The organism is Pseudooceanicola aquaeponti (genome assembly GCF_050897975.1).
GTDB lineage: Bacteria > Pseudomonadota > Alphaproteobacteria > Rhodobacterales > Rhodobacteraceae > Pseudooceanicola.
Genome location: NZ_JBPAXY010000003.1, coordinates 213,485 through 227,730 on the forward strand (window position 1 = coordinate 213,485; position 14,246 = coordinate 227,730).

Annotated in this window: 14 protein-coding genes; 12 read left to right on the forward strand and 2 right to left on the reverse strand. The window is 67.4% G+C overall.

All coding sequences use genetic code 11. From position 1 onward, the window contains the following. Positions 1–26: 26 nt before the first annotated feature. On the forward strand, positions 27–251 hold the full coding sequence (locus ACRARE_RS07745) for a hypothetical protein (RefSeq protein ID WP_432655854.1): 225 nt from the start codon (positions 27–29) through the stop codon (positions 249–251). Positions 252–404: 153 nt separating this feature from the next. Here the strand turns inward: ACRARE_RS07745 and ACRARE_RS07750 are convergent, their stop codons facing one another. Together ACRARE_RS07750 and ACRARE_RS07755 are read right to left on the reverse strand one after the other, a co-directional pair. Then, on the reverse strand, positions 405–1,181 hold the full coding sequence (locus ACRARE_RS07750; protein WP_432655855.1) for a transglutaminase-like domain-containing protein: 777 nt from the start codon (positions 1,179–1,181) through the stop codon (positions 405–407). Positions 1,182–1,366: 185 nt separating this feature from the next. Continuing rightward, positions 1,367–2,524, reverse strand: coding sequence for an ROK family protein (locus ACRARE_RS07755; RefSeq protein ID WP_432655856.1), 1,158 nt, complete (start codon positions 2,522–2,524; stop codon positions 1,367–1,369). Between the two features lie 92 nt (positions 2,525–2,616). Between ACRARE_RS07755 and ACRARE_RS07760 the strand changes: the two genes are divergently transcribed. The 11 genes from ACRARE_RS07760 to ACRARE_RS07810 all read left to right on the forward strand — a co-directional run bounded on the left by ACRARE_RS07760 (position 2,617) and on the right by ACRARE_RS07810 (position 14,023). Next, entirely contained in the window at positions 2,617–3,675 is a 1,059-nt protein-coding gene (locus tag ACRARE_RS07760; protein ID WP_432655857.1) for an ABC transporter ATP-binding protein, read from the forward strand. After that, complete coding sequence (locus tag ACRARE_RS07765) at positions 3,672–4,529, forward strand: ABC transporter permease (protein WP_432655858.1); 858 nt, start codon at positions 3,672–3,674, stop codon at positions 4,527–4,529. Before ACRARE_RS07760 ends, ACRARE_RS07765 begins: the two co-directional genes overlap by 4 nt. Beyond that, positions 4,523–5,422, forward strand: coding sequence for an ABC transporter permease (locus tag ACRARE_RS07770; protein WP_432655859.1), 900 nt, complete (start codon positions 4,523–4,525; stop codon positions 5,420–5,422). The genes ACRARE_RS07765 and ACRARE_RS07770 overlap by 7 nt, the downstream gene beginning before the upstream one ends. 53 nt (positions 5,423–5,475) lie before the next feature. Then, complete coding sequence (locus ACRARE_RS07775) at positions 5,476–6,582, forward strand: extracellular solute-binding protein (RefSeq protein WP_432655860.1); 1,107 nt, start codon at positions 5,476–5,478, stop codon at positions 6,580–6,582. Positions 6,583–6,644: 62 nt separating this feature from the next. Beyond that, on the forward strand, positions 6,645–7,505 hold the full coding sequence (locus ACRARE_RS07780) for an endonuclease/exonuclease/phosphatase family protein (RefSeq protein WP_432655861.1): 861 nt from the start codon (positions 6,645–6,647) through the stop codon (positions 7,503–7,505). Positions 7,506–7,547: 42 nt separating this feature from the next. Further along, on the forward strand, positions 7,548–8,381 hold the full coding sequence (locus tag ACRARE_RS07785) for a glycerophosphodiester phosphodiesterase family protein (protein ID WP_432655862.1): 834 nt from the start codon (positions 7,548–7,550) through the stop codon (positions 8,379–8,381). Positions 8,382–8,568: 187 nt separating this feature from the next. After that, positions 8,569–10,056 (forward strand): aldehyde dehydrogenase family protein, encoded by a 1,488-nt coding sequence (locus ACRARE_RS07790; RefSeq protein ID WP_432655863.1) that lies wholly within the window; start codon positions 8,569–8,571, stop codon positions 10,054–10,056. Between the two features lie 48 nt (positions 10,057–10,104). Beyond that, complete coding sequence (locus ACRARE_RS07795) at positions 10,105–11,085, forward strand: NAD(P)-dependent oxidoreductase (RefSeq protein WP_432655864.1); 981 nt, start codon at positions 10,105–10,107, stop codon at positions 11,083–11,085. 100 nt (positions 11,086–11,185) lie between these two features. Beyond that, positions 11,186–12,166: a TRAP transporter substrate-binding protein gene (locus ACRARE_RS07800; RefSeq protein ID WP_432655865.1), complete on the forward strand. Its 981-nt coding sequence runs from the start codon at positions 11,186–11,188 to the stop codon at positions 12,164–12,166. A gap of 53 nt (positions 12,167–12,219) precedes the next feature. Beyond that, positions 12,220–12,747 carry a TRAP transporter small permease gene (locus ACRARE_RS07805; RefSeq protein WP_432655866.1) on the forward strand — a complete coding sequence of 176 codons (528 nt, stop codon included), beginning with the start codon at positions 12,220–12,222 and terminating at the stop codon, positions 12,745–12,747. Further along, positions 12,740–14,023, forward strand: a complete 1,284-nt coding sequence (locus tag ACRARE_RS07810) for a TRAP transporter large permease (protein ID WP_432655867.1) — start codon at positions 12,740–12,742, stop codon at positions 14,021–14,023. Before ACRARE_RS07805 ends, ACRARE_RS07810 begins: the two co-directional genes overlap by 8 nt. Positions 14,024–14,246: the final 223 nt, after the last annotated feature.

The following is a 14,246-nucleotide window of genomic DNA, read 5'->3' on the forward strand; positions in this document are numbered from 1 at the left end:
CCCTGATCACGCAAAGGACCCCACCCATGCGCAAGACCCTGTCCACCCGTCGCCCCGCTTCGCTGCAATCGCTGACTGACGCGGTGGATGCCGCGATGGCACAACTGGCCGGTGCCGAGGCCGGATGTGCCGAAGCGGTCCTGCGCGACAGCGGCGTCGTGGCGGCCCGTACCGCCCTGCGGCGGCGCGGCGGTGTGGCGGTGCTTGCGGATGCGGATGCCGTCTCGGGTGGGGTGCTTTGCGCCGCCTGAGACGGTCCGACCGGCGCGGCCCGAACGCGCCGGTCTGTGTGGCCAGCTGAAAGGTTGGCCTTCGTCAGGGGACGGGGAAAGGGGTGCCATGCGGCACCCCTTTCTTGTTGCGGGTTTCTTGTTGCGGGGTGCGACGGGTCGAGGGGCGGCGCGCTACAGCAGGCTGACCTGCACCGATTGCCCCAGCATCCGGGCCGGGGCCTGGCTGTCCATGAAGGCCACGTCATAGGCGTCGCGCCCGACGGCGATCACTGCCATGTCGGCGGGTAGGCACATGCCGGTGGCATCGACCAGATGCCAGGCGCCGTCCAGCCAGACCTCGGCCACCGCATGGAAATCCTGCGGGGTGACAAAGGGGCTGTAGACCGCGACCATGCGCGCCGGGATCCCGGCGGCCCGCACCATGGTACACATCATATGGGCATAGTCGCGACAGACCCCCTGACGGCTGGCGAAAGTCTCCAGCACATGGGTGTCGCTGTCGGAACTGCCGGGCACATAGGACAGCTCGTCCTGGATCCACTGACGGATCGCCGCCACCTTGGTGCCGCCCGCCAGATGGCCCCACTGGTTGCCGACGAAGGCGCCGAACTTGTCCGACTGGCAATAGCGCGAGGGGCGCAGATAGGGGGCGACGGGGCCGGGGATCTGGTGCAGGGGCGCCGCCGCCATCCCCTCCAGCGCCAGGTTGGGGCGGGTGACGTCCAGCGTGGCGCGATAGCGCAGCATCATCTCGCCCGCGGGCACCTGGGCCCAGATCCGCTGCCCCAGCCCGTCATCGCCGGCAATCCGGCTCAGCTCGGCGCGGTCGATCTGCATCTCTTCGCTTTCGACATATTGGCCCGGGCAATAGGCGGCCTCGACCGCCAGGAAGACGGTGTTGGCCTGGTCGAACTGATAGTGCAGGTCGAGGTCGATCTGAAAACGCATCTGCTGTCCCATGGCTGCGAAGGGCGGGGCGCCTGCGCGCGCGTCGCCCGGTCGGTCCTTTCCGACCTAGCATGGATGCCTCGTGTTTCAACGGTTTGACGGCCCACAGGGGGCGGGGCGGTGAATTTGCAAACCAAAGCGATCACGCGCTTTGCAAACTGTGGGGCCCGGGCCCCTGCGCGGGCCTAGTGGACGATCCACTGGCGGTTGCGGCGCGACGGCGCCAGGCGGTGCACCAGCGGCACCGAGGCGGCGGCCACCCCCATGGCGCCCGGGCCGCAGGCCTGGGCCACGCGCAGCTCGGGCTTGGTCAGCGGGCGGCGCCCGGGGTGATCCAGCAGATCCAGCCGCACCTGCCGCGCCAGCCCTTCCAGGATCGGGCGCGGGAACAGACCGCCGAGGATGATCACCGCCGGGTTCAGCAGATGCACCACCGTCGACAGGGGCAGCGACAGCGTCGCGCCCCGGCTTTCGATCCAGCGCGTGAGGGCCGGGGTGGGCGCCCGGCCCAGCTCTTGCAACAGATCGTCGCTCAGCCCTTCCGGGGCCAGACCCAGATAGGCGGTCAGATCGGGCAACGAGGGGCGCGGCCCCGCGTCGGGCATCATGGCGCCGATATTCGAGGCCTCGCCGAAGCTGCCGCGATAAAGGCGCAGCTGGTCGATCAGGCTGCCGCCGATGCCATAGTCGAGGTAGAGCATGTAGACGATCCGCTCTTCCTCGCCCGGTTGCAGCGCCTCGTGATAGGCCGAGGCCCTGGATTCCAGCCACAGCGGGGCGTCGAACTGTCGGGTCAGCCGGTCGCAGAAGGCGGCATGGTCGATGGCGCGTTGCGAGGGGGTCACCTCGACCACCGCGCCCGACAGATCCTGAAGCGCGGGCAGCCAGACCCCGATGCCCGCGGCGCTGCGGGTCAGGGCGCGCATCTCGTCCAGGGCGGCGCAGGTGGCGGCCAGGGCGGCGTCGGTCTCGGTGGCCGGGACCGGCAGCCAGCGCCGGGCCAGGGCGGCGCCGGTCAGATCCTGGGCGGCGACGGTGATCCCCCGGGTCGAGAGGCTGACGCCGAAACCCGCCACCTGACCCGCCCGCAGGCGCAGGTGGCGCGCGGGCTGGCCCCGGCCGCGCGGCGTGCGGGCGCGTTCCTCTTCCACCAGCCCGGCCTCCAGAAAGGTGGCCACGGCCTTGGTCAACAGGGCGGGCGACAGGCCCAGCTCGGCCGCGATCTCGGCCCGGCTGGCCCCGGGGCGGCGGCGCAACAGCGACAGGATGGCCCGTTCCGACGCGGTCAGATCGGCCAGCGCGGCCATCGAGCCGGGGTCACAAATCTTTCGTGTTGATGTCACTGACCGGTTACCCGTCAATTTTATTTACGCCGTGAACTTAATTGGAATCGCCCCGTCTGGGAAGCCGGTTCCGGGACAGGAAAGCGGAGAAAATGGCGTCACTGGCAGCCAAGGGGATCAGCAAGGTCTTCGAAGACGGGTTTCGGGCCCTCAGCGACATTGACCTGGTGGTCGAGCCCGGCGAATTCGTCACCCTTCTGGGGCCCTCGGGCTGTGGCAAGACCACGCTGCTGAAGACCCTGGCGGGCTTTTACGACGCGACCACCGGCACGATCGAGATCGGCGGCGCCGATGTGACCGCCGCCCCCCCCGAAAAGCGCGACACCGCCATGTGCTTTCAGTCCTACGCGCTGTTTCCGCACCTCAGCGTGGCCGAGAACATCGACTTCGGCCCCCGCCAGGCCGGCGTGCCCAAGGCCGAGCGCCGCGCGCGCCTGGAAGGCCTCTTGCGCCAGGTCGACCTGGAGGCGCACCGCGACAAGCTGCCCAATCGGCTGTCGGGTGGCCAGCAGCAGCGTGTCGCCCTGGCCCGGGCGCTGGCCATGCGCCCGGCGGTGGTGCTGTTCGACGAGCCGCTGTCGAACCTCGACGCCAAGCTGCGCGACCAGGTCCGGCGCGAGATCCGCGCACTGCAAAAGGAGATCGGCTTTACCGCCATCTACGTGACCCATGACCAGTCCGAGGCCCTGGCCATGTCGGACCGGGTGGTGGTGATGCAGGGCGGCCGGGTCGATCAGATCGGCAGCCCGGAAGAGATCTACGCCCGCCCCGAAACCGCCTTCGTCGCCGACTTCATCGGCGCCGCCAATCTGGTGCCCTTCGAGGATCTGGGCCAGGGCCGGGTGCGCACCCCCCTGGGCGTGTTGCAGGCCGAGGTGCCACCCGCGCCCGAGGCCAGTTTCATCTGCTGGCGCCCCGAGGATGTGGAGCTGATCAGCGGACCCACTGAGGCCGAGAACCTGATCCGCGGCGTGGTACGCGACCGCGCCTATCAGGGCGCCCATACCGAGCTGCACGTGGCCGCCGCCGATGAGGCCCATCTGGGCCTGCAACGGCTGCATGTGGCGGGGGCTGCACCCGCCGAGGGGGCCGAGGTCACCTTCCGCCTGCCGCCCGAGCGGATCCGCTTTGTGCGTGGGGCGCTGGCATGACCTGGCGCCGCAATCTGACCCTGCTGGCGCTCTTGACGCCGGGGCTGGGGCTGATCCTGATCATGATCGGCTCGGTCTTCTACATCGCCGTGGCGCAAAGCTTTGGCTACTACAACCTGTCGGGCGAAAGCGGCTTCTCGCTGGAGCACTGGCGCGACGTGCTGGGCTCGAAACAGTTTGGCCGCTCGCTGGGTTATTCGGCCTATATCGCCATCACCAGCGCGCTTGGCTCCATCGTGCTGGCCTATCCGCTGGCCATCTGGCTGCGCAAACCCTTCCGGGGCTCGCTGGTGGTGGGCTCGGTGCTGAAGGCGCCGCTTTTCGTGCCGGGGCTGGTGGCGGCCTTCCTCTTTCTGAACGTGATCGCCTATCACGGGGTGCTGAACCAGTTCCTGATGTGGACCGGCCTGACCGAGGCGCCGATCCGGTTCCAGAACGACCGGGACGGCTATGGCGTCATCTTCCTGCAACTGTGGAAGAACATGCCGATGGCGCTTTTGCTGCTCAGCGGGGCGGTGCAGGGGATCTCGGACGAGGTGATCGACGCCGCCCGGGATCTGGGCGCCGGGCCGCTGGCGCGCTTTCGCAAGGTGATTGCGCCGCTGACCGTGCAGGCCATGCAGGCGGCGCTGATCATCATCTTCATCGGCGCGGCCGGCGACTTTGCCTTCCAGGTCACCGCGGGGCCGACGAACGTCCAGTCCATGGCGCAATACATGGTCTTCCTGAAAACAAGCTTCGGACGCTGGAACCAGGCGGCCGTGGTCGGGGTCTCTCTGATGGGCCTGGCACTGGTGGGTGCCCTGGGTCTGGCCGGACTGGCCCGTCTGAGCCTGAAGGGTCTGAAATGGTAAGCCTGTCCGATACCCCCTCCGATACCCCCTCTGGCGCCCGCCCGGCGCGCGGCCCGCGCCCCCGGCTGCGCCGGATGCTGAGTATTTCCAATATCCTGATCGGTCTGCTGCTGCTGGTCTGCGTGATCTGGCTGGTGGTGCCCTTCGGCATGGCCATACTGTGGTCGCTGCTGGACCCGTCGGTGCGCTGGGAATATCCCGACGTGCTGCCGCCCGCGCTGTCCTTCGCGCGCTGGATCGAGGTCTGGAACACAACCTCGCTGCCCATGGCGCTGCGCAATTCCTATATCCTGGCGCCCACGGTGGCGGTGACCACGCTGATCCTGGCCTCGCCCACGGCCTATGCCTTTGCCCGCTACGATTTTCCCGGCAAGGGCGCGCTTCAGGTGCTGACCCTGCTGCCGCTGGTGATCCCGGGCTTCGTGCTGGCGATTTTCTTTTCGGCGCTGATCTTCTCGCTGGGGATCTACTCGCGCTTTCTGTCCATCCTGCTGGCCCATTCGGTGCTGTTCCTGCCCTACGCGATCCGGCTGATGACGGTCTCTTTCGCCAATGTGCGGATGGACCTGGTGGATGCGGCGCGTGATCTGGGCGCCAGCCCCTGGGCGCGGGTCCGGGTGGCCTATCTGCCCGCCCTGGCGCCGGGGATCCTGGCCTCGCTGATCATCGTCTTCATCCAGTCGATCGAGGAATTCGCCGTCGCCTTCATCGTCGGCGCGCCCAACTTCGTGACCATTCCGTCGATCCTTTATTCCTACCTTGGATACAATTTCGTCCGCCCGAACGCCGCTGTCGTCAGCCTGGTTCTGGTGATCCCGAATGTCCTTTTGATGCTCGGGCTCGAGCGGCTGCTGAAATCGGCCAATCCCGCCCAGTCGGGCGTCAAGGGATGACCCCCGCCACCGTCACTTCTCACTGCACAAACCGTCTGAAAGGACACCCCGTGATGCTTCGCAAACTTCTGATCGCCGCCACCGCCATTGGCCTGGCCTCGGGCGCACAGGCCCAGGACGACCTGATGTCCAAATCCTGGGACGAGATCGTCGCCCAGGCCAAGGAAGAAGGCTCGGTCAACTGGTTCGTCTGGTACTTCCAGCCGCGCTACCGTGAACTGGCCGAGGCCTTTACCGCCGAATACGGGATCGACGTGATGATCCCCGAGGGCACCCACGAGGGCAACATCGACAAGGTTCTGGCCGAAACGGGCCGCGAAACCGGCGATGTCGACCTGCTGGCCATGGGCGCCGACCGGATCGAGCTGTTCAACCTCGACACCCTGGCCGGCCCGCTGGCCGAGGTGCTGCCGAACGCCGCCACCATGACCACCGAAGTGGGCGGGTTCGACGGTCTGGGCTATGCCTGGGCCTATTGGGGCAACCAGACCGGCATCGCCTACGACCCCGAAGCCATCGACGAAGCCGACCTGCCGCAGTCCGTCGAAGACTTCGCCGCCTATTGGGACGCCAACCCGGGCCGCTTCGGCTTCAACTACGAAAACGGCGGCTCGGGCCCCTCGTTCTTCACCCATGTCGCCCGCAACCTGACCGACGCCGACTTCACCAGCGGTGACGTGACCGAGGCCAAGATGGACGCCCTGCAACCGGCCTGGGATTTCTTCCTGGAGCATACCGACGGCTACGTCATCACCGCCTCGAACACCGACAGCCTGATCCGTCTGTCGAACCGCGAATTCGCCCTGGTGCCGGCCTGGGAAGATCACCTCTTCAAGCTGCAAGGCGAGAAGGAAGTGTCGGACCGCATCAAGTTCTACATCCCCGAGTTCGGCATGACCGGTGGCGGCAACGTCAACGTCATCCCTGCCAACGCGCCGCATCCCGCCGCCGCCCTGGTCTTCATGAACTGGGTGTCGAGCCCGGAAACCCAGACCAAGTTCAACGAGGTCTTCGGGGCCGCGCCGATGAACTCGGCCGCCGATGACAGCCACGCGCTGATCCCCAACGACATGCGCGCCCGCGCCGTCAGCTCGCCCGCCAACCCGTTCAACACCGAACTGCGTCAGGCCTTCATCGAGCACGTCGCGCTGGAGCGCTAAGACCCCCGACGCCGCCCGCGCCGTAGCGCGTGGGCGGCGTTCCCTTTTCAGGATCCCCGATCGTGCAGCTTGTCACCTATAACATCCAATACGGTCTGGGCGCCGATGACCGCTATGACCTGGGCCGCATCGCCGCCGAGGTCGCGGGCGCCGATGTGATCGCCCTGCAAGAGGTTGACCGCTTCTGGCGCCGCTCTGGCATGGTGGACGGCCCCGAGGTGCTGGCCCGGGCGCTGCCGCGCCACCACTGGGTCTATGGGGCCAACCTCGATATGGATGCGAGTTTCGAGGACGGCGCCCGCGTCATCTCTCGCCGCAAGCAGTTTGGCACGATGATCCTGTCGCGTTGGCCGATCCTGTCTAGCCGCAACCACCTGTTGCCGAAATGGGGCGACCGGCGGCACCACTCGATCCAGCAGGGGATGCTGGAGGCGGTGATTGCCACGCCCCTTGGCCCCATCCGGTTCTATTCCGCCCACCTTAGCCACCTGGGTATGGCGACGCGTCTGCCGCAGGTCGAGGCAATCCGCGCCATCCTGGCCCGGGCGCCCGCCGAGGGCGGCGCCTGGTGCGGGGGTCATCCCGATCCCGCCAGCGGCTGGATCGAGGAGGCCGAGCCGCCGATGCCTGGCGCCGCCATCCTGATGGGCGATCTGAATTTTACCCATGACAGCGCCGAATATGCCGCCCTGGTCGGCCCCGTGGTGCCGCGTCATGGCCGCCTTTGCCCGCGCGACGGGCTGGTCGATGCCTGGGTCGCCGCCGGTCAGCCCGAGGCGGCGGGTGCCACCTCGCCAAAGGGCGGCACTCGCATCGACCATTGCCTGCTGACCCCGGATCTGGCGCCGCAGGTGCGCACCGCCCGGATCGACAGTGCCGCCACCGGCTCGGACCACTGGCCCCTCTGGGTCACCCTGGGCTGATCCGCCGCCCGTTTCCCTTCTCTCCATCGAAAGCTAAGTCCCGTGAAAACCTATCGTGATTTCGTCTCCGACCTGCCGCTGCGCCCGGCCATCATCGCCCACCGGGGCGCCTGGCACCTGGCGCCGGAAAACAGCGTCGCCTCGATCCTGCGCGCCGCCGAGGCGGGCTATGAGGTGGTCGAGATCGACGTGCAATGCAGCGCCGATGGCGTGCTGTTCCTGATGCATGACGAGACCCTGACGCGGATGACCGGCCTGGCGGTCGAGGCGCAGTCGCTGACCTGGGCCGAGCTGAGCGCCCTGGCGCTGCGGGCGGGCGACGGGCGGGGCGATGCGGCACCGACCGAGCACCGCATCCCGACCCTGCAAGAGGCGCTGGAGGCCGCCCACGGGCGCATCTATCTGGACGTGGACGTGAAATCCCCCGCCCAGAACATGGAGGCCGCAGGCGCCGCCATCGCTGCCGCCGGGATGCAGGACTACGTCGATATCAAGATCCCTGTGCACAGCGACGCCGACGCCGAACGCCTGGCGGCGCTGGAGGCGCAGTACGGTGTGATGGTCATGCCGATGACCCGTTTCACCGCCGACATCGTGGCCGAACGCATCGCCCGGCTGGCCCGCACCGGCGCCCGCGTCGTAGAGACCGAGTTCGACGACCTGGCCACCATCGCCGACAACCGCGCGGCCTTTGCCGAGGCCGGTCTGACCCTGTGGGTCAACACGCTGACGCCCGTCGCCCAATGCGGGCTGACCGACGCGGCGGCGCTGGAAGATCCCGATGCGATCTGGGGCGCGCTGATGGCGGCGGGGGTTACCGTCTTCCAGACCGACGAGCCCGAGGCCCTGGCCGCCTGGCGCGCCGCGCGCGGCTGACCCGGCCCTGGCCCTTCCCGACCGCCGCCCCGCCGGTTGACGGCGGGGCAGGGGGCGGCGACAGGCCCGTCCGCTTTGCTCTGGTCAATCCGCCGCCGCTCTGCTTAGACATGGCGCGAAGACGGTCCCTATGCATAGGGATCGCCCGGCCCCCGCAAGGGCGCGCCGCGAGACGGAAGGAAAGACGATGAAAGACTGGAAAGCCGCGGCTGCGGCGCTTTACGACGGCGGGTTCCGCCCGATGATCATCGACGGCCAGTGGGTCGCGGCGCAGACGGGCGAGACCTTCGATGCCCGCAACCCCGCCGATGGGACGCTTCTGGCCACCGTGCCGAAGGGCAGCAAGGCCGACATCGACGCCGCCGTCGCCGCCGCCCGCCGCGCCTTCGAGGGCCCCTGGGCCAAATGGACCCCGTTCGAGCGTCAGAACCTGCTGCTGAAGATCGCCGAGCGTTTCGAGGCCGAGTGGGAAAGCCTCTGCCTGTCGGACACGCTGGACATGGGGATGCCGCTGCAACGGACCCTGGGCAACAGCCGCCGGGTGCTGGGGATGCTGCGCTTCTACGCGGGGCAGGCGGTGTCGATCCACGGCCAGACCATCCCCAATTCCTTCCCGGGCGAGATCTATTCCCAGACCGTGCGCGAACCTGTGGGTGTCGTGGGCGCGATCATCCCGTGGAACGCCCCGATCGCGGGCTCGATCTGGAAGATTGCCCCGGCCATCGCCACGGGCTGTACCGTTGTGCTGAAACCCTCGGAAGAGGCCTCGCTGACCGTGCTGATGATCGCTCGGATCATGCAGGAGTGCGGCTTGCCCGATGGGGTGCTGAACATCGTCACGGGCTATGGCTCGGACGCGGGCGCGGCCCTGGCCGAACACCCGGGCGTCGACAAGATCGTCTTCACCGGCTCGACGGCCACCGGCCAGGCGATTGCACGCGCGGCCACCGGCAACCTGAAGCATGTCTCGCTGGAACTGGGCGGCAAGTCGCCCGTCATCGTCTGCCGCGACGCGGATATCGAGAAGGCCGTGCCGGTCGCCGCCATGGCCGTCTTTGCCAACTCGGGCCAGATCTGCATCGCCGGTTCGCGGCTTTTCGTGGCGCGTGAGATCCACGACGAGTTCACCCGCCGCGTCGCCGAATACGCCGCCAACCTGCGCATCGGCCACGGCATCGAAGAGGGGACCGAGATCGGCCCGATCATCTCGGCCCGCCAGGCGGAACGGATCTCGGGCTTCCTCTCTGTCGGTCCCGATGAAGGCGCCCAGGTGATGACCGGCGGCGCCCGGGTCGAGGGCGAGAAGTTCGCGGGCGGTCACTTCTTCCACCCGACCGTCTTTGGCGGCGTCACCGACGAGATGACCATCGCGCGCGAGGAAATCTTCGGCCCCGTCATCTCGGCGATGCCCTTCGACACGCTGGACGAGGTGGTCGAACGTGCCAACGCCACGCCTTACGGCCTGGCCGCCGGGGTCTTCTCGACCCACCTTGGCACCGCGCACAAGCTCGCGCATCGCCTGAAGGCGGGCTCGGTCTGGGTGAACATGTACCACGCCATCGACCCCGCCGTGCCCTTCGGCGGCATGAAGATGTCGGGCTATGGCCGCGAGGGCGGCAGCCAGCACGTCGAGGAATACCTGGACACCAAGGCGATCTGGATCAACGCGGACTGATCGCCGCCCGGGCGCCCCGCGCCCGGAAACCAGGTCGGGGCAGGGCGGGTGCCCTGCCGTCCAAGCATCGACGGGACGCGCGCCAAGGGCTGTGCGTCCCGCCCGCGCCGGGCCTCAAGGTCCCGCGCCCGAACGAGGAGAAATCACATGCATGTCGGTATCATCGGCGTCGGCCTCATGGGCCATGGCATCGCCCGCAACGTCCTGGGGCGCGGCGGCTTTCAACTGAGCTTCCTGGACCATCCCGGCAACCAGCCGGTGGATGAGATCACCGGCCTGGGCGCCACCCCCTGCGCCACCCCCGCCGAGGTGGCGGCGGTGTCGGATGTGGTGATCCTCTGCGTCACCGGCTCGCCCCAGGTCGAGGCCATCGTCACCGGCGAGACCGGCCTGGCCTCGGCGCTGAAACCCGGCGCGGTGGTGGTCGACTGCTCGACCGCGCTGCCCGAGTCGACGCAGCGCATGGGCGAGATCGTGGCCGCCGCCGGGGGCCATTACCTGGACGCGCCTATGACCCGCACCGCCGTCCATGCCCATGCGGGCACCCTCAACCTGCTGGTCGGCGGCGAGGCCGAGGTGCTGGAACAGGTCCGTCCGGTGCTGGTCTCCTTCACCGAGGCGGTGGATCATGTGGGCCCCCTGGGCCACGGCCACCGGATGAAGCTGCTGCACAACTACGTCTCGGTCGGTTTCATGACCCTGCTGGCCGAGGCCGCGGCCCAGGCGGCGGATGCGGGGGTCGACCCGCAGGCCTTCGTCGATGTGCTGGCCAATGGCGGCGGCGCCTCGGCGGCGCTGGACCGGCTGGCACCCTATATCACCGAAGGCAACCGCGACGCGCTGCCTTTCGCGGTGGCCAACGCGCAGAAGGACATCGACTATTACCGCGCCATGTCCGAGGCCGCAGGCGCCCAGCAGACCATCGCCGATGGTATCTCTTCGGCACTTTCCGCAACGGTCGAGGCCGGTCACGCGCAAGCCTATGTCCCGGAGCTGGTAAAATTCTTTCGAAAGTTGCCGAAAAGCTAAGCCACGGGGTTTTCCCTGCCGTCCGTTGTGGTACGTATCCTGTCGGATCTGCGGCGCTTTTTCAGGCGCCGCAGGGCTGAGTTCTAAGGGAGGATACCCAATGACCATCGTGACCCGCGCGCTGCTTGCCTCCAGCGCCCTTGTTGCCTTCGCCCTGCCGGCGGCGGCTCAGACCGAGGTGAAGATCGGCTACGCCCTGGCGGAAGACAGCCACTATGGCGTTGCCGCCAAGACCTTCGAAGAGGTGGTGCTGGCCGAGACCGGCGACCAGTTCAGCTTTACCCATTTCCCGTCCTCGGGTCTGGGTGGCGAGCGTGAGGTGATCGAGGGCCTGCAACTGGGCACCATCGAGGCGACCATCGTTTCCTCGGGCACCCTGGCCAACTTCGTGCCCGACACCGGCGTCTTCGACATTCCGTTCCTGTTCAACGGCTTCGACCACGCGCGCAGCGTGCTGGACGGCCCGATCGGTCAGGAAATCCTGGCCGAGTTCGACAACGTCGGCCTGCACGGTCTGGCCTGGGGCGAGCAGGGCTTCCGCCACATCACCAACAACCGCAACCCGATCCACACCCCCGAAGACGTGGCCGGGCTGAAGATCCGCACCATGGAAAACCCGGTGCACCTGGCGGCCTTCAACGCCATGGGCGCGGCGCCCACCCCGATGGCCTGGCCCGAGGTGATCTCCTCGCTGCAACAGGGCGTGATCGACGGTCAGGAAAACCCGCTGTCGGTGATCGTCTCGGTGAAGCTGAACGAAGTGCAGAAGTACCTGACCCTGTCGGGTCACGTCTATTCGCCCGCCATGCTGCTGGTGTCCAAACCCTTCTGGGAAGGTCTGGACGATGACCAGAAGGCCGCCTTCGAGAAGGCCGCCACCGAGGCCGCAGCGGCCATGCGCGGCTTCGTCGATGACGTGGAAACCACCGGCGTTGCCACGCTGAAAGAGCGCGGCATGGAAGTCAACGAACTGTCGGCCGAAGAGAAGGCCGCGTTCCAGGCTTCGATCAAGAGCGCCTACGAAGGCTATTACGAGACCTACGGCCAGGACCTGGTCGATTCGATCGTGAACTTCGAATAACCCTGATCGCCGGCGCCTTTCGGGGCGCCGGCACATCTGCCCGAGGCCCCCCTGTGAAGAAGCTGGAACATCTATTCGTCGCGCTGAACGGCTGGGCGCTGATCCTGATGCTAAGCGCGATGACGCTGATCGTCGGCGGCAATATCTCGCTGCGCTACCTGACGGGGCATTCGCTGCCCTGGGCGGACGAGGCGGCGCGGTATCTGATGATCTGGATGACCTTCAGTGGCGCCGGGCTGGTGCTGCGCACCGGCGGCCATGTGGCGATCACCAACCTCCAGGACGCCTTGCCCCAGATGGGCCAGAAGATCCTGCGCGCCCTGCTGGTGCTGGGCCTGCTGATCTTCTTCGGCTTCATGGTCTGGGTGGGGCTGCAATATGCCCAGCGGATGCAATACCAGGTGACCCCCGCCCTGCGGCTGCCGTTCAAGTACATCTATGCGGCCATGCCCGTGGGCTTTGGCCTGATGATCCTGCATCTGCTGCTGATCGCCCATCCCTTCATCACCGCGGGCGCCTACAAGCATCTCGAAGACAACGAGGCCGCCGATGCCTCCCTGCCCGGGGGCGCCAATGGCTGAGATCCTCTTTCCCGCGCTGTTCATCCTGCTGGCGCTTGGCCTGCCGGTGGCCTTCGCGATGTCCATCGCCGTTTTCGTCGCCCTCAGCTTCGGATCGACCTATCCCAACCTGGTGGTTGTGAAAGAGATGTTCTCGGGGCTGGACAGTTTCCCGCTGCTGGCCGTGCCCTTCTTCATCCTGGCGGCCGAGATCATGACCGGCGGCGCCGTGACCATGGCGCTGCTGCGCCTGGCGCAATCTCTGGTCGGCCACCTGAAGGGCGGTCTGGGCCATGCCAATGTGGTCAGCTCGGCCATGTTCGCGGGCATCTCGGGCTCGGCGCTCGCCGATGCGGCGGGGCCCGGCTCGATGATGATCCGCATGATGGAAAAGGGCGGCTATGACCGCAGCTATGCGGGCGCGCTGACCATCGCCAGTTCCGTGGTGGGGCCGATCATCCCGCCCTCGATCACCATGATCATCTACGCCATGCAGGATCAGAACGTCTCGGTCGGTTCGCTGTTCATGGCGGGCGTCCTGCCGGGGGTGCTGATCACCCTGATGGTGCTGCTGGCCAATGGCTATGTCAGCCACAAGCGCGGCTACATGAGCGGCGCGGCCATGCCGCCGCTGTCGGAAATCTTCCGCATCTTCGTCTATGCCATCCCGGCGCTGCTGCTGATCGTGCTGATCGTCGGCGGCATCCGCTTTGGCGTCTTCACCCCCACCGAGGCCTCGGTGATCGCGGTCTTCTACGCGCTGATCGTGGGCATGTTCGTCTACCGCTCGCTGAAGCTGCGGGATCTGCCGCAGATCGTGCTGCGCGCGGCGCTGACCGCCACCGCCGTGCTGCTGATCCTGGGCGCGGCGCGCGCCTTCGCCTGGATCCTGATCATCGAGGGCATTCCGCAGTTCCTGGCCGAGACGATCATCAGCTGGGACCTGTCGCCCATCGTCTTCCTGCTGGCCGTCAACCTGCTGCTGCTGGTCTTCGGCCTGTTCATGGATCCGCTGCCCGGCGTGATGATCCTGGTGCCGATCCTGGCCCCGATTGCGCTGGCCCTTGGGATCGACGCCGATCACTTCGCGATCATCGTGATCGTCAACCTGACCCTGGGTCTGACCACGCCGCCCGTGGGCAGCCTGATCTTCGTGGTCTCCTCGACGGTCAAGCTGAAGCCCTCGGCGCTGATCCGCGAAATGCCGCCCTTCTTCGTGGCGCTTTTCGGGGCGCTGCTGCTGATTACCTTCGTGCCGATCCTGTCCACCTGGCTGCCGACCCTCAGCGGGTTCTGATCCGGCGGGGGTCCGGGCCGGGGCGCATCGCATCGCGCCCCGCTGTCGGGCACCAGGCCGCCGAAAATCGCCGGATCGGACCCTTTTCCCGCAGCGTCGCGGCAGAAAAGGCGGTTTTTCCGCGCTTTCCCCATATACTTGTGCCGCGCCTGGCCTTATAGGGCGGAGCTTCAGCCCCAACAGGCCTTCTTTTTCGCGACGCCCGGCGGCGTCGCTCTGCCCA